The following is a 20,661-nucleotide window of genomic DNA, read 5'->3' on the forward strand; positions in this document are numbered from 1 at the left end:
TCGTCGGCGGACGAAGCGCCGCGGCGCCCACCGGCCTTCGCGCGGCAACTGCGCGCGAAGGCATCGGGCCTTGAAAGGGGACGGCGGGACGCCGTCCCCTTTTTGCTCCGCCCGCGACGGCGGTTTTTGACACGGCATCCACGCAAGATGGTTCTGAAGAATCTGATCAAGGCCAGGGCCGGCCACCCGGAGCGCTTGTCGGACGACGACCGGCTCGTGCGCTCGGGGCTCCTCACGGGGCTGGAAGCGTTGCCGACGGTCGTGCTCGTGCTCGACCGGCGCACGCTCACGATCGCGTTCGCCAATCCGTCGGCGGAGGCGATGCTCGACATCTCGCGCCGGCAGCTGTCGCAGATGCCGTGGGGCGAGATCTTCCCGAACGCGAGCGAGCTCGCGACGACGATCACCGCGATCGGCGAGGAGCGCTTTCATGCGACGCATCTCGACACCGTGCTCGACCGCCCGGGCCGCGAGCCGCTGCACGTGCACGCGATCGTCGGCTTTCTCGAGGGCGCGCAGGATTTCGTGCTCGTCGAGCTGTTCGAGAACGAGCGGCAGTCGCGTACCGACCGCGAGGAGCGCATCCACGACCTCACGGCCGTCAACAAGCAGCTGATCCGCAATCTCGCGCACGAGATCAAGAACCCGCTCGGCGGGATTCGAGGCGCCGCGCAGTTGCTCGAGTTCGAGCTCGGCGAGCGCGAGCGCGGCGAGCTGCGCGAATACACGCAGGTGATCATCAAGGAATCGGACCGGCTGCAGACGCTCGTCGACCGGCTGCTCGAGCCGCATCGCCATCCGCACATCGTCGGCGATGTGAACATCCACGAAGTGTGCGAACGGGTGCGCGCGGTGATGCTCGCGGAATTTCCGCGCGGCTTGACGATCGAGCGCGATTACGACGTGAGCGTGCCCGATCTGCGCGGCGACAAGGAGCAGCTGATCCAGGCGCTCCTGAACATCGTGCGCAACGCGGCGCAGGCGCTGCGCGAGCGGATCGCGCAGGGCGACGCGAAGATCGAGCTGCGCACGCGCATCGCGCGCAAGGTGACGATCGCCAAGCGCCTGTACAAGCTGGCACTGGACTTGCACGTGATAGACAACGGCCCCGGCATTCCGGACGACATCCGCGACCGGATCTTCTATCCGCTCGTGTCGGGCCGCGACGACGGCAGCGGGCTCGGGCTCACGCTCGCGCAGACGTTCATCCAGCAGCACGACGGGATGATCGAAGTGGACAGCCGGCCGGGCCGAACCGAATTTCAGATTCTGCTGCCGCTCGATCATTGAGCGGCGGCGCAGCGATTCTCCATACCTCTGACCGACTATGAAGCCGATCTGGATAGTAGACGACGACCAATCGATCCGCTGGGTGCTCGAGAAGGCGCTCGCACGCGAGAGCTTCGCGACGAGGAGCTTCGCGAACGTACGCGACGCGCTCGCCGCGCTCGACCAGGAAACGCCGCAGGTGCTCGTATCCGACATCCGGATGCCGGGCGGCTCGGGGCTCGAACTGCTGCAGGCGATGCACGACCGGCTGCCGGGGCTGCCCGTCATCATCATGACGGCGTTCTCGGATCTGGACAGCGCGGTCGCGGCGTTTCAGGGCGGCGCGTTCGAGTATCTCGCCAAGCCGTTCGACGTCGACAAGGCGGTCGAGCTGATCCGGCGCGCGGTCGAAGAGAGCCTGCGCGGCGGCGTGCCCGAGGACGACAAGCTCGCCGAAGCGCCCGAGATGCTCGGCCAGGCGCCCGCGATGCAGGACATGTTTCGCGCGATCGGGCGGCTGTCGCATTCGGCCGCGACCGTGCTGATCACGGGCGAATCGGGCACGGGCAAGGAGCTCGTCGCGCGCGCGCTGCATCGGCACAGCCCGCGCGCGAACGGCCCGTTCATCGCGCTGAACACGGCGGCGATCCCGAAGGATCTGCTCGAATCCGAGCTGTTCGGCCACGAGCGCGGCGCGTTCACGGGCGCGCAGACGACGCGCCAGGGCCGCTTCGAGCAGGCCGAGAACGGCACGCTGTTCCTCGACGAAATCGGCGACATGCCGTTCGACCTGCAAACGCGCCTGTTGCGCGTGCTGTCGGACGGGCAGTTCTATCGCGTCGGCGGCCACAGCCCGCTGCGCGCGAACGTGCGCGTGATCGCGGCGACCCACCAGAACCTCGAGGCGCGCGTGCGGCAGGGGCTCTTCCGGGAAGATCTGTATCACCGGCTCAACGTGATCCGGCTGAGGCTGCCGCCGCTGCGCGAACGCAGCGAGGACATCGCGCTCCTCACGCGGCATTTCCTGCAGAAGAGCGCGCGCGATCTCGGCGTCGAGCCGAAGCGCGTGTCGGACGAGGCGCTCGCGTACCTCACGTCGCTGCCGTTTCCGGGCAACGTCCGGCAGCTCGAGAACCTCGCGAACTGGCTGACGGTGATGGCGCCCGCGCAGACGGTCGAGATCAAGGATCTGCCGCCCGATCTCGTCGCGACGCAGACGGCGTCGGGCAGCGCCGCGCCGGTGGAGGCGGCGGCGAATGCGGACGCATCGGTCGCCGGCAACGGCGCGGCGGAGCCGCACGCGGCGAGCGCGGTGCTCGCCGCACCCGTCGTCGCGAGCGCGCACGCGGCCGTGGGCACGATGGCCGGGCATCCGCTGTGGGAGCACGGGCTGCGGACCGAGGTCGCGCGCCTGCTGCGCGAGAATTCGGCGGACGTGATGGACGCGCTCGCGCGCCGCTTCGAGGCCGCGGTGATTCGCGAGGCGCTCGACTTCACGCGCGGCCGCAAGGTCGAGGCGGCGGAGCGGCTCGGCATCGGCCGCAACACGATCACGCGCAAGATTCAGGAACTGCATCTCGAATCGTGATCCGGCGCGAGGCGATGCGGGCTGCGCGGATGGCGCCCGCATCGGTAGGCTGACGCAAACGGGGCGCTTCGAGCGCCCCGTTTGCATCGGGCGGCGTGGCGATGCGTTCGCAGATGCGCGCGGCGCGGCGCTTGCGTCGCGTTCGGCGCGACGTTCGGCATCGGCGTGGCGTCCGCCGCGGCGCGCCGCCGCCTCGCGTGCGGCGAACGCCGCGCGTCGCCGAGCGGCGGCGGCGGGGGGCCGCGCGCAGCGGGCTCAGCCGATCTGCGCGACGACGGGCGTGTGATCGGACGGCTGCTCCCACGTGCGCGGCACGCGATCGACCGTGCAGCTCGTGCAGGTCTCGGCGAGCGCGGGCGACAGCAGGATGTGATCGATCCGCAGCCCCGCGTTGCGGCGGAACGCGAGCATCCGGTAGTCCCACCACGTGAAAGTCTTCTCGGGCTGATCGAAGCGGCGGAACGCATCGGCGAAACCGAGCCCGATCAGTTGCGCGAAGTGCGCGCGCTCCTGCGGCGACACGAGGTTCTGGCCTTCCCATTTCGCGGGATCGTGCACGTCGCGATCCTCGGGCGCGATGTTGTAGTCGCCGAGCAGCGCGAGCTTCGGGTAGCGCTGCAACTCGTCCTTCAGCCACGCCTGCAGCGCGTCGAGCCATTGCATCTTGTAGACGAACTTGTCGGAGTCGAGCGCCTGGCCGTTCGGGAAATACGCGGACACGATCCGCACGCCGCCGACCGTCGCGGCGATGAGGCGCTGCTGTGCATCTTCGAAGCCGGGGATGTTGCGCACGACGTCCGTTTCGTCGAACGGCAGGCTCGCGCGCGCGAGGATCGCGACGCCGTTGTAGGTCTTCTGGCCCGCGAACCAGCTGCGGTAGCCGGCGGCTTCGAGCTCGTCGCTCGGGAATTTCTCGTCGGGGATCTTGAGCTCCTGCAGGCACAGCACGTCGGCGCCGCTCTGTGCGAGCCAGTCGAGCACGTGCTGCTTGCGCACGTTCAGGGAGTTGACGTTCCAGGTGGCGATTTTCATGGGAGGATCGGCAGGATGCGTGAGGCCGTCATCTTACCGCGAGCCATGGACATCCATGACAACGCCGGGGCGAGGCCGGACCGCCGGAGCGCGGAACGCTCGGCGCCGCAGCGGTCGAGGCCGCGGATATCACGGATCGCGCGATGCGCGCCGGCGTACGGTGGCGTGCCCCGATCGCCGCCGCCGCGTCACACCTCGGCCGGATGCTGCGCGGTCAATCCGCGCTCGACCGCATACACCGCGATCTGCACGCGGCTCGTCAGGTTCAGCTTCTTCAGGATGTTCTGCACGTGGATCTTCACCGTGCTCTCGGCGACGTCGAACTCGCGCGCGATCTCCTTGTTGCTCGTGCCGCGCGCGAGCGCGCGCACGATGTCGTGCTCGCGCGGCGTCAACTGGTCGGGATCGACCGACGCGTGCGCGGCGGCGGGCGCGGCGGCCGGCGCGGGCCGTGCGGCGGGCTGCGGCGCGCGCAGGCTCGCGATCCACTTCGCCGTCATGCTCTCGGCGATCACCGGCTCGCCCGCGGCCGCCTTGCGGATGCCCGCGACGAGCGTCTCCGCGTCGATGTTCTTCACGAGAAAGCCGCATGCGCCGTCGCGCAGCGCGGTCGTCAGCTCTTCGGCGTCCTCCGACACCGTGAGGATCACGACGTGCGCGGACGGCACGTCCTGCACGAGCAGTTGCAGCGTTTCGAGCCCCGACAGCCCCGGCATGTTCAGATCGAGCAGGATCACGTCGGGCTGATGCCGCTTCGCGCGCTTCACGCCCTCCACGCCGTCGGACGCTTCGTCGACGACTTCGAAATCCGGCTGGCGTTGCAGCAGCAGCTTGACGCCACTGCGAAAGAGCGTGTGGTCGTCGATCAACAGTACGCGTATGGTCATGATGCTGGTCCTCGTTCTTGTTCCTATGCCGCCTGTCGCGCGTCGGCGGGCAGCACCAGCTCGACGCGCGCGCCGCGTTGCGGCGCGCCTGTCAACGTGAGCGTCGCGCGCAGGCGGGCGGCGCGCTCGCGCATGATCGTGAGTCCGACGTGCGTGTCCGCGCGCGCGGCGAGCGCGGCCGGATCGTAGCCGCAGCCGTCGTCGGCGACGGACAGCCGGAACGCGGCGCCGTTGTCGACTTCGACGGCGACGTGCCGTGCGTGCGCGTGCTTGCGCACGTTCGACAACGCTTCCTGCAGGATGAACAGCACCTGCAGCTGCTCGTCGGGCGGCAGCGGCGCGCCGCTTGTCTCGCGATAGTCGAGCGCGCACGCGATGCGCGTCTGCTTCTCGAAGCGCGCGATCGTTTCCTCGATCGCCGCCTTCAGCTCGCCTTGCGCGAGGCGCGTGCGGAAGTTCAGCAGCAGCTCGCGCACGTCCGCGTAGCTTTGCTCGACGCCATGCTTGAGCATCGGCACGATGTCGCGCGCATCGGCGAGATTGTCGTGCGCGATCGCGTCGCCGAGCATCTGCGTCTGCAGGTTCACGAAATTCAGGCTCTGCGCGATGCTGTCGTGCAGCCCCTGCGCGACGAGATTGCGCTCTTCGGCGACCGCGAGCTGCCGGGCGCTCGCCGACAGCCGCACGTGATCGAGCGCGATCCCGAGATGGCGGCCTAGCGTCTCGAGCACGCGCCGCTCGTCGGCGGGCAGCCGCGACGCATCGCGATAATGCAGCGAGAACGAGCCGAGCACCGCGTCCTGCGTCATCACCCTGAACACCGCGACGGCCGCGAAGCCTTCGCGCGAGCACGGCGTCGGCGAGTGCGCGGCGCCGCCGCGCAGGTCGTGCAGCACGGCCGTCTCGGCGCGCGTCGCGGTGCCGCAGAAGCAGTCGTCGACGGGCATGCAGCGCTCGAGATCGGTGAGCTCGGCCGACAGCCCCTCGGCGATCACGAGGTGCAGCTTCTCGCCCGTCGGATCGGTGACGCGGATGCTGCCCGCGTCGGCGTCGAATTGCGCGATCGTGCGCGACAGGAAGCCCGCGCACATCTCGTCGACGGCCTGCGGGCGGTTCAGGAACGCGGTGATCTCGTAGAGCGCGCTCAACTCGCGGTTCTGCGCGGCGAGCTGCGCGGTTTTCTGCTGCACGCGTTCCTCGAGCCCCGCGTAGACCTCCTGCAGCTCGCTCGCCATCCGGTTGAAGCCGCGCGCGAGATCGCCGAACTCGTCGCGCGTCTGCACGGGCAGCCGCACCGCGAATTCGCGCGCGGCCATCCGCTTCAGGCCGTCGCGCAGCTGCATCACGGGCAGGATGATCCACAGGAACAGCAGATAGATGACGGCGACCGTGCCCGAGCAGGCGAGCAGGCCGAGCACGATCTGCGACAGGCGCAGCCACGTCGTCTTGCGCGCGTTGTCCGATTCGATCTCGCGCACGAGCAGATCGGCTTCGTCGACGAAGCCCGGCAGCGCGACGAGATAGGCGGCCGCCGCGTCAGGCTGAGGCGCGCCCGGCAGCGCCGCGGCGGCGAGCGGGCGCAGCGTGCCGCTCCAGCGGTCGGTGACGATGTCGAGCTGATGCTGGATGACGGACGTGTTCGGCAGGAAGAGGGGGCGCGACGGATCGCCGCGGCGCAGCCGCGCGAGCGTGCCGTCGATCGTGTCGACCTCGGCCGCGAGCTGGCGGCGCGGCTCGACGCCCGCGCCCGTCATCTCGACGTACGTGCGCGTCGCGCGCATCCGCAGGCTGCCGGCGTCGTTGATCGCCGCGCCCGCGCCTTCGAGCTGCCACGACAGCCACAGCGTGCCGCCCACCATCGCGAGGACGAGCGCCCACGCGATCGCCGAGAGCGCGACGATCCGCGTCGACAGGCGGTGCCGCCACGGGGCGGGGGAGTCGGGGAGGGCGGGGGGCATAGCACGTCATGATTTTTTTGAACATGACAATTGTCCTGCCGAATGTTGCGCTCCCGATGCGACATTCCGGCGCGTGAGGCATCGCGGCGCACCCGCCCGGCGCGCCGCGATGCGTTTGCTCCGACCCCGCTCGAACCGCGCCTAGCGGCGTGTGCGCACGAGCTGCCACGCGCGGCCGACGTACGTGACCGACGCGAAGCCGCTCCACACATGAACGAGCCGCGTGAACGGGAAGATCGCGAAAAGCGAGATGCCCATGAACAGGTGCGCCTTGAAGAGCAACGGCGCGTCGGCGACGTAGCTCGCCGCGTCGCCGCGGAACGTGACGATGTGCTGCGCCCAGGTCATCAGTTGCACCATCAGATGGCCGTCGGTGTGGCTCGCCGATTCGAAGATCGTCGACAGGCCGAGCACCAGCGTGACGAGGAGCCACGCGAGCAGCACCTTGTCGCCGCGGCGCGTGACGGCCGCGATGCGGGCGTTCGTCAGGCGCCGGTGCAGCAGGATCGCGAGGCCCGCGAGCGCGAGCGAGCCCATCACGCCGCCCGCCGTCATCGCGACGAGCTGCTTGAAGTGATGCGTGACGCCGAGCGCGTCCCACACCGCCACGGGCGTGAGCAGCCCGACGAGGTGCCCGAAGAAGAGCCCGAGCACGCCGACGTGAAAGAGGATGTTGCCCGTGCGCAGCGCGCCGCGATGCAAGAGCTGCGAGCTGTCGGACTTCCACGTGTACTGCTCGCGCTCGAAGCGCGCGAGGCTGCCGAACAGGAAGATGGCGGCGGCGATATACGGATAGATGCCGTAGACGAACGTATTCAGATAATCCATGACGTGACCTCGAAACGGGTTCGCGACGCCCCCGCGTCACGCGCGGGGAGCGGGCGTCGCCGCGCGGCGCGGCGGATGAAAGCGGATCGGCTGCGCGTTCGACGCGTTCGCCGCGGGCGCGAGGAGCGGCTCGACGCCGTCGTGGCCGGGGCCGAAGCGCTCGAGCGCTTCGTCCATCGTGCGCGGCGGCGGCTCGGCGACGGGCCGCGGCTCGACGGGCGAGCGCGCGCGCAGCGCCGCGAACGCGGCCGCATACGGGCTCTGCGCGCGCGCGAGGCGCTCGCCGAGCGCGGCGAGCACGTCGATCGCGTCGCCGAGAAGCCGCGCCGCGTGATCGGCGTCGCCGTCGTCCTCGATCGCGCCGAGGAACTCGACGAAGAGCGGCACGTAGTCGGGCAGCTCGCTGCCGACGGGCTCGAAGCCGCGGCGGCGGTATTCGTCGAGCAGATCGACCATCGCCTGGCCGCGGTCGCGGCTCTCGCCGTGCACGTGCTCGAACAGATGCAGCGAGTGCGACGGCGTGCGGTCGAACGTCGCGACGTAACGCTCCTGCAGCTCGATGAGCGGCGCGGCGCGCAGCGATTCGACGAGCGGCGCGAGCGTCGCGCGCGCGTCGGGGAACGCGTCGAGCGCGCGCTCGACGTCGGGCAGCGCGTCGAGCAGCTCCTGCTCGGGATAGGTCAGGAGGGCGGACAGAATCGGATAGATCGACATGACGTTTTCCTCGTGCGATGCGCTCATGCGGCGCTCGCTTTCTTGCGCGTGACGCTCGGCAGCGCCGCGTACGACACCGCCGTTTCCTTCTTGCGGCCGAACAGCGTGCCGTCCGACGTGCCGCCGGAGCAGCCGTTGCCGAACGAGAAGCCGCAACTGCCTTTCTCGTCGAAGCTGTCCTCGGCCATTTCCTTGTGCGACGACGGAATCACGAAGCGGTCCTCGTAGTTCGCGATCGCCATCAGCTGATACATGTCCTCGACCTGCTCGGCGGTGAGCCCGACCTGTTCGAGCACCTGCGCGTCGTGCTCGCCGTGCACGGTCTGCGCGCGCTTGTACGCGCGCATCGCGAGCATCCGGTCGAGCGCGGCGGCGATCGGCGCTTCGTCGCCGGCCGTCAAGAGGTTCGCGAGATAGCGCAGCGGAATCCGCAGGCTGCGCACGTCGGGAATCACGCCGTTCATCCCCATGTGCCCCGACTGCGCGGCGCCCTGGATCGGCGAGAGCGGCGGCACATACCAGACCATCGGCAGCGTCCGGTATTCCGGATGCAGCGGGAACGCGACCTTCCATTCGCACGCCATCCGGTACACGGGCGAGCGTTTCGCCGCGTCGATCCAGCTTTGCGGGACGCCGTCGGCGAGCGCCTGGCGCTCGATCGCCGGATCGTGCGGATCGACGAACACCGCGAGCTGCTCTTCGTAGAGCTGTTGCGGATCGGCGACGGATGCGGCCTGCTCGATGCGGTCCGCGTCATAGAGCATCACGCCGAGATAGCGGATGCGGCCGACACAGGTTTCCGAGCACACGGTCGGCTGGCCGGCCTCGATGCGCGGGAAGCAGAACACGCACTTCTCGGCCTTGCCCGTCTGCCAGTTGAAGTAGATCTTCTTGTACGGGCACCCGGAGATGCACATGCGCCAGCCGCGGCACTTGTCCTGGTCGACGAGCACGATGCCGTCGTCCTCGCGCTTGTAGACGGAGCCGGACGGGCACGACGCGACGCAGGCCGGGTTCAGGCAATGCTCGCAAAGGCGCGGCAGGTACATCATGAAGGTGTTCTCGAACGTCGAGTACATCTCCTTCTGCACGGCCTCGAACAGCTTGTCGCGGCTGCGCGACTTGAACTCGCCGCCGAGATCGTCTTCCCAGTTCGGCCCCCATTCGATCTTCTCCATCTTCTGGCCGGTGATCGCGGAGACCGGGCGTGCGGTCGGCGGCGTCTGCGAGAGCGGCGCGTTCTGCAGATGCGCGTAGTCGTACGTGAACGGCTCGTAGTAATCGTCGATCGCGGGCAGGTTCGGATTCGCGAAGATGTTCGCGAGGATCTTCAGCTTGCCGCCCTGGCGCGGCTCGAGCTTGCCGGCGTCGTTGCGCTTCCAGCCGCCTTGCCACTTGTCCTGGTTCTCCCACTCGCGCGGGTAGCCGACGCCCGGCTTCGTCTCGACGTTGTTGAACCACGCATACTCGACGCCGTCGCGCGAGGTCCACACGTTCTTGCAGGTGACGGAGCAGGTGTGGCAACCGATGCATTTGTCGAGATTGAGCACCATCGCCACTTGTGCGCGGATCTTCATTGTTCTGCTCCTTCGTTAAGCGGCTCTTCGAGCCAGTCCACCCGGTTCATCTTGCGCACGATCACGTATTCGTCGCGGTTGCTGCCGACGGTGCCGTAGTAGTTGAAGCCGTACGCGAGCTGCGCGTAGCCGCCGATCATGTGCGTCGGCTTCGTCACGGTGCGCGTGACCGAGTTGTGAATGCCGCCGCGCTTGCCGCTCGTCTCCGCGCCGGGCACGTTCACGATCTTTTCCTGCGCGTGATACATGAGGCACATGCCGGCCGGCACGCGCTGCGACACGACCGCGCGCGCGGTCAGCGTGCCGTTCACGTTGAACACCTCGACCCAGTCGTTGTCGCGGATGCCGGCCTGCTGCGCCTCGGCCTCCGAGATCCACACGTGCGGGCCGCCGCGCGAGAGCGTCAGCATCCGCAGGTTGTCCGAGTAGGTCGAGTGGATGCCCCATTTCTGGTGCGGCGTGATCCAGTTCAGCACGAGCTCGGGCTGGCCGTTCGACATCCGCTTGTGCAGCGGCGCGACGGTCTTCGTGTCGATCGCCGGCCGGTACGCGCACGAGCCTTCGCCGAAGTCGAGCATCCAGCGGTGATCCTGATAGAACTGCTGGCGGCCCGTGAGCGTGCGCCACGGAATCAGCTCGTGAACGTTCGTGTAGCCGGCGTTGTAGCTCACTTCCTCCGATTCGAGGCCCGACCACGTCGGCGCGGAGATGATCTTGCGCGGCTGCGCCTGCACGTCGCGAAAGCGGATCTTGTCGTGCTCGCGGCCGATCGCGAGGTGCGTGTGATCGCGGCCCGTGATCTTCGAGAGCGCGTCCCATGCCTTCACCGCGACGTGGCCGTTCGTCTCCGGCGCGAACGTGAGGATCATCTCGGCCGCGTCGATCGCGGTGTCGAGGCGAGGGCGGCCGCGGCTCACGCCGGGTTCGGCGACCGTGTCCGACAGCGCGCCGATCTCCTTCACCTCATGCTCGGTGTTCCACGTGATGCCCTTGCCGCCGTTGCCGAGCTTGTCGAGGAGCGGCCCGATCGACGTGAACTTCTTGTGGATGTCGCCGTAGTTGCGCTCGACGACGGTCATCGACGGCGCGGTCTTGCCGGGGATCAGGTCGCATTCGCCGCGGCGCCAGTCCTTCGGCTCGAACGGCTGGCCGAGCTCGCCCGGCGTGTCGTGCATGAGCGGCGTGCAAACGAGGTCGCGCCGCGTGCCGAGGTACGGCCCCGCGATCTCGCTGAACTTCTTCGCGATCGCCTTGTAGATCTCCCAGTCGGTCTTGCTTTCCCACAGCGGCTGCACGGCTTCGGACAGCGGATGGATGAACGGGTGCATGTCCGACGTGTTGAGGTCGTCCTTCTCGTACCAGGTCGCGGTCGGCAGCACGATGTCGCCGTACAGGCACGTGGTGCTCATCCGGAAGTCGAGCACCGTGAGCAGGTCGAGCTTGCCAACGGCGGCGTCGCGCACGTGCACCTCGGACGGCTTGAGCGCATCCGCCTCGTCGCTGAAGAGCGCGTTCTGCGTGCCGAGCAGGTATTTGAGGAAATACTCGTGGCCCTTGCCCGAGCTGCCCAGAATGTTCGAGCGCCACACGAACATGTTGCGCGGGAAGTTCGCGGGGTTGTCGGGATCGTCGCACGCGAACGCGAGCTTGCCGCTCTTGAGCATCTCGATTGCGTACGCGACGGGCTCCTTGCCCGCGCGCTCGGCTTCGTCGACGACGTCGAGCGGATTCTTGCCGAGCTGCGGCGCGGACGGCAGCCAGCCCATCCGCTCGGACTTCGCGTTCAGGTCGAGCAGCGTCATGCCTTCGTACTTCGAACGATCGGCGGTCGGCCCGAGGATCTCGTCCACCGCGAGCTTTTCGTGACGCCACTGGCTCGTGTGGTTGTAGAAGAACGACGTGCCGTTCATCTGGCGCGGCGGGCGCGACCAGTCGAGCGCGAACGCGAGCGGCGCCCAGCCGAACTGCGGACGCAGCTTCTCCTGGCCGACATAGTGCGCCCAGCCGCCGCCGCTCTGGCCGATGCAGCCGCACATCATCAGCAGGTTGATGATGCCGCGGTAGATCATGTCGTTGTGATACCAGTGGTTGAGCGCCGCGCCGACGATCACCATGCTCTTGCCGCGCGTGCGGTCCGCGTTGTCGGCGAACTCGCGCGCGACCTGGATCACGAGGTGGCGCGCGACGCCCGTGTGCTTTTCCTGCCACGCGGGCGTGTAGGGCACGTCGTCGTCGAAGCTCGCCGCGACGTTCGGGCCGCCGAGGCCCTGGTCGACGCCGTAGTTCGCCATCTGCAGGTCGTACACGGTCGCGACGACCGCGCTCGTGCCGTCGGCGAGCGCGACGCGCTTCGCGGCCACGCGGCGCGCGAGCAGCGATTCGTGCTCGCCGCCGAAGTACGGGAAGCCGACGTCGACGATTTCGTCGTGCGCATCGACGAGCGAAAGCTTCGGATCGATCGCGCGGCCGCTGCCGCCGTCCTTCATTTCGAGATTCCAGTGGCCGACCTTCTCGCCGCCGTTGTGCGCGGCCTCGCCCCAGCGAAAGCCGATCGAGCCGTTCGGCGCGACGATGTCGCCCGTCGAGGCGTCGATCGCGAGCGTCTTCCATTCCGGATGGTTCGCTTCGTTCAGCGAATCGGCGAGGTGCGACGCGCGCAGGAAGTGGTCGGGCACGAGCACGCCGTCGCGCTCGCGCAGCAGCACGAGCATCGGCATGTCGGTGTATTGCTTCACGTAGTCGCGGAAGTACGCGGATTTGTTCGCCGCGTGGAATTCCTTCAGCACGACGTGGCCCATCGCCATCGCGAGCGCGGCGTCGGTGCCTTGCTTCGGCGCGAGCCAGATGTCGCCGAACTTGACCATCTCGCCGTAGTCGGACGAGATCGCGACCGTCTTCGTCCCCTTGTAGCGGACCTCGGTGTAGAAGTGCGCGTCGGGCGTGCGCGTCTGCGGCACGTTCGAGCCCCAGACGAGCAGGTAGCTCGAGTTGTACCAGTCGGCCGATTCGGGCACGTCGGTCTGCTCGCCCCACACCTGCGGGCTCGCGGGCGGCAGGTCGCAGTACCAGTCGTAGAACGACAGGCATGCGCCGCCGATCAGGCTCAGGTAGCGCGCGCCCGCCGCGTACGACACCATCGACATCGCCGGAATCGGCGAGAAGCCGACCACGCGGTCCGGGCCGTAGCGCTTGATCGTGTACGCGTTCGCGGCGGCGATGAGCTCGGTCGCGGTGTTCCAGTCGGCGCGCACGAAGCCGCCCAGTCCGCGCACGCTCTTGTAGCGGCGCGCCTTCTCCGGATTCTGGCTGATCGATTCCCACGCGGCGATCGGGTCCATCGTCTTGCGCGCCTCGCGCCACATTTCCATCAGGCGGCCGCGGATCATCGGGTACTTGACGCGCTGCGCGGAGTAGACGTACCAGCTGTAGGACGCGCCGCGCGGGCAGCCGCGCGGCTCGTGGTTCGGCAGATCGGCGCGGGTGCGCGGATAGTCGGTCTGCTGGGTTTCCCACGTGATGAGGCCGTTCTTCACGTAGACCTTCCACGAGCAGGAGCCGGTGCAGTTCACGCCGTGCGTCGAGCGGACGATCTTGTCGTGCTGCCAGCGGCTGCGGTAGCCGTTTTCCCAGCGCCGGTCCTCGTCGACGACGGCGCCGTGGCCGTCGGAGAACGTGGATTTCACGCGCGACATGAACTTCAGCCGATCCAGAAAGTGACTCATCGTGTGTTTCTCCAAGGGCATCCGCGGTCGCCCTCGGGTGCTGCGAATGCTTGTGTCAGGGGACACTCCGAGATTACGGCGCGTGCGCTCGCGCGCCCATTCGCCGATGGAGCGGGACAGGGGAGGGAGAAGAACTAGTTCGAAAGAACTAGAGGGCGCGGCGCGCCCTGGCGGAATGCATGTCCGGTGCGGCGGCGTGTCGCAGCGCGCCGCGTCCGGAAAGGGGCTGCGTCAGCGCGCGTTCAGCACGGCATCGACGCGTTGCGGCGCGCATAGAACCACCAGGTGATCGCGACGCACGACACGTAGAACGCGATGAAGCACGCGAGCGCCGGCACGGCCGAGCCCGTGATGTCGAGCGACGTGCCGAAGCTCTTCGGAATGAAGAAGCCGCCGTACGCGCCGATCGCGCCCGAAAAGCCGAGCACCGCGGCCGATTCCTTGCCGGCGTCGAGCACCGCCTGCTTCTGCGCGGCTTCGTCCTGGCCCTGCGCCGCACGCTGCCGCTCGGTGAGGAAGATCACGGGAATCATCCGGAACGTCGAGCCGTTGCCGACGCCCGTCAGCGCGAACAGCACGATGAACATCGCGAGGAAGCCCGCGAAATTGCCCGCGTCGCTGCCCGACGGCAGGAACGCGATCACGCCCGCGACCGCCGCGATCATCGCGGCGAAGGTCCAGAAGGTCACGCGCGCGCCGCCGATCCGGTCGGACACCCAGCCGCCGACGGGCCGCATCAGCGCGCCCGCGAGCGGGCCGATGAACGCGTACGCGGTCGGATTCACGCTCGGGAAGAGCGCCTTCGTGAGGAGCGCGAAGCCCGCGGAGAAACCGATGAACGAGCCGAAGGTGCCGACGTACAGCCAGCACATCAGCCAGTTGTGCAGCCGGCGGAAGATCACTGCCTGCTCGGCGAACGACGCCTTCGCGTCGGCGATGTCGTTCATCCCGAACCACGCGGCGAGCGTCGCGACGACGATGAACGGCACCCACACGAAGCCCGCGTTCTGCAGCCACAGGCTCGTCGTCGTGCCGTGCGCGGAGACGGTCTGCGGATCGCCCGCGAGTGCGCCGAAGAGGCCGGCCGAGATCACGAGCGGCGTGACGAACTGCACGACGGACACCCCCAAATTGCCGATCCCCGCATTGAGCCCCGTGGCGAGCCCTTTCTTCGCCTTCGGGAAGAAGAAGCTGATGTTCGCCATCGACGAGCTGAAGTTCGCGCCGCCGAAGCCGCAGAGGAGCGCGAGGATGAGGAGCGTCGGATAGCCCGTGCCCGGATCGCGCAGCGCGAAGCCCATCCCGAGCGCGGGGATCAGGAGCGTCGCGGTCGAGATCGCGGTGAAGCGGCGGCCGCCGAAGATCGGCACGAGGAACGAATAGAAGATGCGCAGCGTCGCGCCCGAGAGCGCGGGCAGCGCGGTGAGCCAGAACAGCTGGTTCTTGCTGAAGTGAAAGCCGGCGCGATCGAGATTGACGACGACGACGCTCCAGAGCGACCAGACGACGAACGCGAGCATCAGCGCGGGAATCGAGATCGCGAGATTGCGCCACGCGACGGGGCGCCCCTTGGCTTGCCAGAAGGCCGGGTTTTCGGGGTCCCAGCGCACGAGTAGAGAAGTGGACATGATCGAATCCGTTGAGTGAACGAAGATGACGAAGGAACTGCTCACGCGGAGCGGGCGGCGAGCACGCGCTGGTCGTGCGCCGCGCGCTCGGCGCGGAAGCTGAAGTACATCCAGACGAGGCTCACGCTGACGGCGCCGTAGAGCAGCATGAAGCAGGTCGAGCGCACGCCCGTCAGATCGACGAGCGCGCCGAACAGGATCGGCAGCGCGAAGCCGGCGAGGCCGCCCGCGAGACCGACGATGCCCGACACCGCGCCGATGTCGTCCGAGAACTCGTCGGCGATGAACTTGAAGACCGACGCCTTGCCGACCGCCATCGCGATGCCGACCGCGAACAGCAGCACGGTGAACATGACGGGCGTGAGCGACAGATGGAAGCCGAGCGGGCCGTGCGCGGCGCGGATCGTGAAGTCGGTCGGCGGATAGCTGAGCAGGAAGAACATCACCCAGCACACCCACATCACCCACCAGGTGGTGCGATACGCGCCGTAGCGGTCGGACAGCCAGCCGCCGATCGCGCGCAGCACGCCGCCCGGCAGCGAGAAGCACGCGGCGAGGAACGCGGCCGACTGGATGCCGAAGCCGTATTCGCCGACGTAGTACTGCGTGAGCCACAGCGACAGCCCCACATAGCCGCCGAACACGACCGAGTAGTACTGCGAGTAGCGCCACACGCGCGGGTCCTTCAGCACGCGCAGCTGCGCGCGCAGCGACGTCGCGTTTGTCGAGCGGTGCGCGGGATCGGTCGCGGAGAACACCCAGAAGATGAGCGCCATCGCGAGCATCGCGATCGAATAGACGCGCGGCACGATGGTCCACGTGCCGGCCGCGGCGATGAGCGCGGGCGCGACGAACTTGTTGACGGCCGCGCCCGAGTTGCCGGCGCCGAACACGCCCATCGCGAGGCCCTGGCGCGCCTTCGGGAACCAGCGCGCGACGTACGGCGTGCCGACCGAGAACGAGCCGCCCGCGAGCCCGACGAAGAGGCCGAGCACGAGGAACTGCCAGAGCTCGGTCGCGTACGCGATCAGCCAGATCGGCGCGACGGTGACGAGCATCAGGATGAAGAACACGATGCGCCCGCCGTAGCGGTCGGTCCAGATGCCGAGCGGCACGCGGATCAGCGAGCCGGTGAGCACGGGCATCGCGGCGATGAGGCCGAATTCGGTGTCGTTCAGGCCGAGCGTTTTCTTGAGCGGAATGCCGAGGATCGCGAACATCATCCAGACGGCGAAGCACAGCGTGAACGCAATCGTGCTCGACGCGAGCACGGGCATCGCGCGCTTGTCGAGCGATGCGGGAGGAGCGGAGATTGAAGCCATGACGATTCTCTCGGGACGAGGAGGAGCGTCTCAAGAGTAGGGACGGGCGGCGCGCTTGCCTATTCGCCGGGAGAACGGGCGCGTGCGTGCCGATGGGTCGACCGGACTAGTTCGATCGGCGGGTGCGCGGCGGCGTGTGTGACGATTGTTTGAAATAAAGTTTGACGTACCTGCTTAAAACCCATATACTTTTATTTCTCTGACGCGGGGTGGAGCAGTCTGGCAGCTCGTCGGGCTCATAACCCGAAGGTCGTAGGTTCAAATCCTACCCCCGCAACCAAATTCGGCGATGTCCCACGCGCAAGTGACCGATGCGCGAATCGCCAAGACAAAAACCCGGCTCTCGAGCCGGGTTTTTGTTTTTCCGCGTCCGGTTTTCTCCCGTTTTCGGCTTCATTCGACTTCGATCGGGCGGCGTGCTCGTCTCGTCCGGTCTTGACGGTTGCGCGAGCGACGCGTGCGCGCGATGCTTGGCATGCCTGTTTCTTCTCGCTCGATGCATATGCATCGAGCGACCGTCGTCGCGATCGCGGCGCGGCGCTTGCCGTGTGTTCGAACCGCTGCAGCCGGCGTTCCTGTTTCTTTTCGGGCGCTTGGCGTCACGCCCCGCCGCACAGTTGAAACACGCACTGTGTTTTTGTACAGTATCGGCACCTTGGACAAGCCGACGCCTTCCTCCGACACGTCTTCGCCGCCTTCGGGCGACGCGGCCCCGTTCGCGCGCAAGATCATTCATTGCGACTGCGACTGCTTCTACGCGTCGGTCGAGATGCGCGACGATCCGTCGCTGCGCGGCCGCCCGCTCGCGGTCGGCGGCCGCCCCGATCAGCGCGGCGTGATCGCGACCTGCAACTACGAGGCCCGCCGCTTCGGCGTGCATTCGGCGATGTCGTCGGCGCTTGCGATGCGCAAGTGTCCGGATCTCCTGATTCTGCCGTCCGCGATGGACAAGTACCGCGCGGCGTCGCGGCTCATCATGGCGATCTATCGCGACTACACGCCCGACGTCGAGCCGCTGTCGCTCGACGAGGCGTATCTCGACGTGAGCCGCGCGACGCGCTGCCACGGCAGCGGCACGCTGATCGCGCGCGAGATCCGCGAGCGCGTGCGCGACACGGTGGGCGTCACGGTGTCGGCGGGCGTCGCGCCGAACAAGTTCATCGCGAAAATCGCGTCCGACTGGAACAAGCCCGACGGGCTTTTCGTCGTGCGGCCGCACGAAGTGGACGCGTTCGTCGCCGCGCTGCCCGTGCGCAAGCTGCACGGCGTCGGCAAGGTGACGGCGGCGCGGCTCGACAAGCTCGGCATCCGCACCTGCGACGAGCTGCGCGGCTGGTCGCTGTTCGATCTGCATCACGAGTTCGGCGCGTTCGGCCGGCGGCTCTACGAGCTCGCGCGCGGCATCGACGAGCGGCCGGTGCGCGCGGACCAGGAGCGCAAGTCGGTGAGCGTCGAGACGACCTACGTCCAGGATCTCGCCACGCTCGACCAATGCGCGGCCGAGATCCGGCGGTTGACGGTGCTGCTCGATGCGCGGATCGAGCGGGCGGGCGCCGCGCGCTCGATCAGAAAGCTGTACGTGAAGATCCGCTTCGCGGATTTCCAGCGCACGACGGTCGAATGCGTCGCCGATGCGACCGATGCCGAGACCGCCGTCGCGCTGCTCGCGAAAGGGCTCGCGCGCCGCAAGCAGGCGGTGCGGCTGTTGGGCGTCGGCGTGCGGATCGACGAGGATACCGCCGAGCGGCACGGGCAGATCGCGCTGTTCGACGACGAGGACGAAAGTCTCGACGACGACGCGTCGCCCGAAGCGTGATCGAGCGGCCGGCGCTTGCCGTGTCGACGGGCGATAAAAAAAACGGCAACCCATGCCAGCGGGTTGCCGTCTTTTTGCGGATCGCGGATCGCGGATCGCGGATCGCGGATCGCGGAGCAGCGGAGCAGCGGAGCAGCGGAGCAGCGGTGGGGCGTCGCGTGCTCGGCCGATCGTCGGGCTCGAGCGCGCCGCGCCGGCGCGTGCGTTGCGTTACGCGCGCGCCGGCGCGGCGTCCGCCATGCCGCTGTGGCGCAGCAGCGCGTCGATGTTCGGCTCGCGGCCGCGGAACGCCTTGAACGAATCCATCGCCGCGCGGCTGCCGCCGACTTCGAGGATCTCGCGCCGGTAGCGCGCGCCCGTCGTCGCGTCGAGCACGCTGCCCGCCGAGCCGGCCGCTTCCTCGAACGCCGCATACGCGTCGGCGGACAGCACTTCGGCCCACTTGTAGCTGTAGTAGCCGGCCGCATAGCCGCCCGCGAAGATGTGGCTGAACGTGTTCGGCCAGCGCGAGAACGGCGCTTGCGGGATCACGTGGAAGCGCTCGTTGATCTCGCGCGCGAAATCGTTGACGCTCGCGTTGTCCGCCGTGGGATCGAAGTCGACGTGCAGCAGCATGTCGAACATCGAGAACACGATCTGGCGCAGCGTGCCGAGGCCGCTCTGGAAGTTCTTCGCGGCGAGCATCTTGTCGAACAGCGCGCGCGGCAGCGGCTCGCCGGTGTCGACGTGCGACGACATCGACGACAGCACGTCCCACTCCCAGCAGAAGTTCTCCATGAACTGCGACGGCAGCTCGACCGCATCCCATTCGACGCCGTTGATGCCCGATACGCCGATCTCGTCGACGCGCGTGAGCATGTGATGCAGCCCGTGGCCGAACTCGTGGAACAGCGTGATCACTTCGTCGTGCGTGAAGCACGCGGGCTTGCCGCCGATCGGCGCCGAAAAGTTGCACGTCAGATAGGCGACGGGCGTCTGCACGCTGCCGTCGCCGCGCTTCGCGCGCGAGCGCGCGTCGTCCATCCACGCGCCGCCGCGCTTGCCTTCGCGCGCGTAGAGGTCGAGATAGAACTGCGCGACGAGCGAGCCGTCGCGATTCTCGACGCGGAAAAAGCGCACGTCCTCATGCCAGACGGGCGCTTCGTCGCGCGCGATCTTCACGCCGAACAGCGTCTCGGCGACGGTGAAGAGGCCCTTCAGCACCGCGGGCTCGGGGAAATACTGCTTCACCTCGTTCTCGGAGAACGCGTAGCGCTGCTCGCGCAGCTTCTCGGCCGCGTACGCGACGTCCCACGGCTCGAGCGCCGCGAGGCCGAGCTCGCTCGACGCGAACGCGCGCAGCTCGTCCCAGTCCTTCTCGGCGAACGGGCGCGCGCGCTTCGCGAGATCCTCGAGGAACGCGATCACCTGTTGCGGCGATTCCGCCATTTTCGGCGCGAGCGACACCTCGGCGAAGTCGTGATAGCCGAGCATCTGCGCTTCCTCGCGGCGCAGCGCGAGCTGGTCGGCGACGATCGTCGTGTTGTCCCAGTCGGCCTTGCCGTCGCCGTATTGCGGGCCGAGCTCGGACGCGCGCGTCACGTAGGCGCGGTACATCGCCTCGCGCATCGCGCGGTTCCGAGCGTATTGCAGCACCGGGAAATACGACGGGAAGTGCAGCGTGAATTTCCAGCCGGCCTTCTCTTCCTTCTGCGCGGCCTCGCGTGCGGCCGCGATCGCATCGGCGGGCAGGCCGGCGAGCTCGTCTTCGCCCTGCGCGAAGTATGCGTAGCCGTTCGTCGCGTCGAGCACGTGATCGGAGAACGATTTCGACAGCGCCGCCTGCTGCTCCTGCAGCTCCGCGAAGCGCGGCTTCTGGTCCTCGGGCAGCTCGGCGCCCGACAGGCGGAAGTCGCGCAGCGCGTTGTCGAGGATCTTCTTGCGCTCGGCGGACAGCGTCGGATATTCGGCGCTCGCGGCGATCGCCTTGTACTTCTCGTAGAGCGCGAGATTCTGGCCGACGCTCGACCAGAATTCGGTCACGCGCGGCAGGTTCTCGCCGTAGACGGCGCGCAGCTCGGGCGTGTCGGCGACCGCGTTCAGGTGGCCGACGACACCCCACGCGCGGCCGAGCGGCTCGGTCGCATGCTCGATGATCTCGACGACGGCCGCCCAGGTCGCGGGCGTGTCGGGCCGCGCGGCGCGCTCGACGGCGTCGTTCGCGTTCGCGAGCAGCGTGTCGAGCGCGGGCGTCGCGTGCTCGGGGCGAATTTCGCCGAAGCGGGGGAGGCCTGAGAAATCGAGAAGCGGGTTGGCGTTTGCGCTGACGGACATAGTGCTC

13 protein-coding genes and 1 tRNA gene are annotated in these 20,661 nt (G+C 68.1%); 4 read left to right on the forward strand and 10 right to left on the reverse strand.

Translation table 11 applies throughout. The features are described 5' to 3' along the window. Positions 1–147: 147 nt before the first annotated feature. Complete coding sequence (glnL, locus tag X946_RS15050; protein ID WP_038748779.1) at positions 148–1,290, forward strand: nitrogen regulation protein NR(II); 1,143 nt, start codon at positions 148–150, stop codon at positions 1,288–1,290. Positions 1,291–1,327: 37 nt separating this feature from the next. Continuing rightward, positions 1,328–2,857 (forward strand): nitrogen regulation protein NR(I), encoded by a 1,530-nt coding sequence (ntrC, locus tag X946_RS15055; protein WP_038748781.1) that lies wholly within the window; start codon positions 1,328–1,330, stop codon positions 2,855–2,857. Between the two features lie 255 nt (positions 2,858–3,112). Here ntrC and xth read toward each other — a convergent pair whose 3' ends face one another. From xth to X946_RS15100, 9 genes are all read right to left on the reverse strand, one after another. Further along, entirely contained in the window at positions 3,113–3,889 is a 777-nt protein-coding gene (gene xth, locus X946_RS15060) for an exodeoxyribonuclease III (protein WP_038748783.1), read from the reverse strand. A 188-nt stretch (positions 3,890–4,077) separates the two neighbouring features. After that, positions 4,078–4,776: a response regulator gene (locus tag X946_RS15065; RefSeq protein ID WP_038748785.1), complete on the reverse strand. Its 699-nt coding sequence runs from the start codon at positions 4,774–4,776 to the stop codon at positions 4,078–4,080. Positions 4,777–4,799: 23 nt separating this feature from the next. Next, positions 4,800–6,734 (reverse strand): type IV pili methyl-accepting chemotaxis transducer N-terminal domain-containing protein, encoded by a 1,935-nt coding sequence (locus X946_RS15070; protein WP_038748787.1) that lies wholly within the window; start codon positions 6,732–6,734, stop codon positions 4,800–4,802. 141 nt (positions 6,735–6,875) lie between these two features. Further along, positions 6,876–7,562 (reverse strand): respiratory nitrate reductase subunit gamma, encoded by a 687-nt coding sequence (gene narI, locus X946_RS15075; RefSeq protein ID WP_038748789.1) that lies wholly within the window; start codon positions 7,560–7,562, stop codon positions 6,876–6,878. A gap of 36 nt (positions 7,563–7,598) precedes the next feature. Then, positions 7,599–8,303, reverse strand: a complete 705-nt coding sequence (narJ, locus tag X946_RS15080; RefSeq protein WP_038748791.1) for a nitrate reductase molybdenum cofactor assembly chaperone — start codon at positions 8,301–8,303, stop codon at positions 7,599–7,601. Continuing rightward, entirely contained in the window at positions 8,300–9,853 is a 1,554-nt protein-coding gene (narH, locus tag X946_RS15085) for a nitrate reductase subunit beta (RefSeq protein WP_038748793.1), read from the reverse strand. Before narH ends, narJ begins: the two co-directional genes overlap by 4 nt. Beyond that, positions 9,850–13,575 carry a nitrate reductase subunit alpha gene (locus tag X946_RS15090; protein WP_038748846.1) on the reverse strand — a complete coding sequence of 1,242 codons (3,726 nt, stop codon included), beginning with the start codon at positions 13,573–13,575 and terminating at the stop codon, positions 9,850–9,852. Before X946_RS15090 ends, narH begins: the two co-directional genes overlap by 4 nt. 242 nt (positions 13,576–13,817) lie before the next feature. After that, positions 13,818–15,203 carry a NarK family nitrate/nitrite MFS transporter gene (locus tag X946_RS15095; protein WP_038748795.1) on the reverse strand — a complete coding sequence of 462 codons (1,386 nt, stop codon included), beginning with the start codon at positions 15,201–15,203 and terminating at the stop codon, positions 13,818–13,820. Between the two features lie 41 nt (positions 15,204–15,244). Further along, positions 15,245–16,525, reverse strand: coding sequence for an MFS transporter (locus tag X946_RS15100; RefSeq protein WP_038748797.1), 1,281 nt, complete (start codon positions 16,523–16,525; stop codon positions 15,245–15,247). Between the two features lie 203 nt (positions 16,526–16,728). Here X946_RS15100 and X946_RS15105 point away from each other — a divergent pair. Together X946_RS15105 and dinB are read left to right on the forward strand one after the other, a co-directional pair. Further along, positions 16,729–16,805, forward strand: a tRNA-Met gene (locus X946_RS15105). 375 nt (positions 16,806–17,180) lie between these two features. After that, the gene (gene dinB / locus X946_RS15110; protein ID WP_081989593.1) at positions 17,181–18,341 is read left to right on the forward strand and encodes a DNA polymerase IV; all 1,161 of its coding nucleotides are present in this window, start codon (positions 17,181–17,183) and stop codon (positions 18,339–18,341) included. A gap of 210 nt (positions 18,342–18,551) precedes the next feature. Here dinB and X946_RS15115 read toward each other — a convergent pair whose 3' ends face one another. Next, complete coding sequence (locus tag X946_RS15115) at positions 18,552–20,654, reverse strand: M3 family metallopeptidase (protein ID WP_038748801.1); 2,103 nt, start codon at positions 20,652–20,654, stop codon at positions 18,552–18,554. Positions 20,655–20,661: the final 7 nt, after the last annotated feature.

It is taken from the genome of Burkholderia sp. ABCPW 111, from assembly GCF_000773065.1.
GTDB classification, from domain to species: domain Bacteria; phylum Pseudomonadota; class Gammaproteobacteria; order Burkholderiales; family Burkholderiaceae; genus Burkholderia; species Burkholderia savannae.

Excerpts from the sequence above, each read along its gene's own strand:
- glnL (WP_038748779.1), top strand. The coding sequence starts at position 148 with ATGGTTCTGAAGAATCTGATCAAGGCCAGGGCCGGCCACCCGGAGCGC.
- ntrC (WP_038748781.1), top strand. The coding sequence starts at position 1,328 with ATGAAGCCGATCTGGATAGTAGACGACGACCAATCGATCCGCTGGGTG.
- xth (WP_038748783.1), bottom strand. The coding sequence starts at position 3,889 with ATGAAAATCGCCACCTGGAACGTCAACTCCCTGAACGTGCGCAAGCAG.
- X946_RS15065 (WP_038748785.1), bottom strand. The coding sequence starts at position 4,776 with ATGACCATACGCGTACTGTTGATCGACGACCACACGCTCTTTCGCAGT.
- X946_RS15070 (WP_038748787.1), bottom strand. The coding sequence starts at position 6,734 with ATGCCCCCCGCCCTCCCCGACTCCCCCGCCCCGTGGCGGCACCGCCTG.
- narI (WP_038748789.1), bottom strand. The coding sequence starts at position 7,562 with ATGGATTATCTGAATACGTTCGTCTACGGCATCTATCCGTATATCGCC.
- narJ (WP_038748791.1), bottom strand. The coding sequence starts at position 8,303 with ATGAGCGCATCGCACGAGGAAAACGTCATGTCGATCTATCCGATTCTG.
- narH (WP_038748793.1), bottom strand. The coding sequence starts at position 9,853 with ATGAAGATCCGCGCACAAGTGGCGATGGTGCTCAATCTCGACAAATGC.
- X946_RS15090 (WP_038748846.1), bottom strand. The coding sequence starts at position 13,575 with ATGAGTCACTTTCTGGATCGGCTGAAGTTCATGTCGCGCGTGAAATCC.
- X946_RS15095 (WP_038748795.1), bottom strand. The coding sequence starts at position 15,203 with ATGTCCACTTCTCTACTCGTGCGCTGGGACCCCGAAAACCCGGCCTTC.
- X946_RS15100 (WP_038748797.1), bottom strand. The coding sequence starts at position 16,525 with ATGGCTTCAATCTCCGCTCCTCCCGCATCGCTCGACAAGCGCGCGATG.
- X946_RS15115 (WP_038748801.1), bottom strand. The coding sequence starts at position 20,654 with ATGTCCGTCAGCGCAAACGCCAACCCGCTTCTCGATTTCTCAGGCCTC.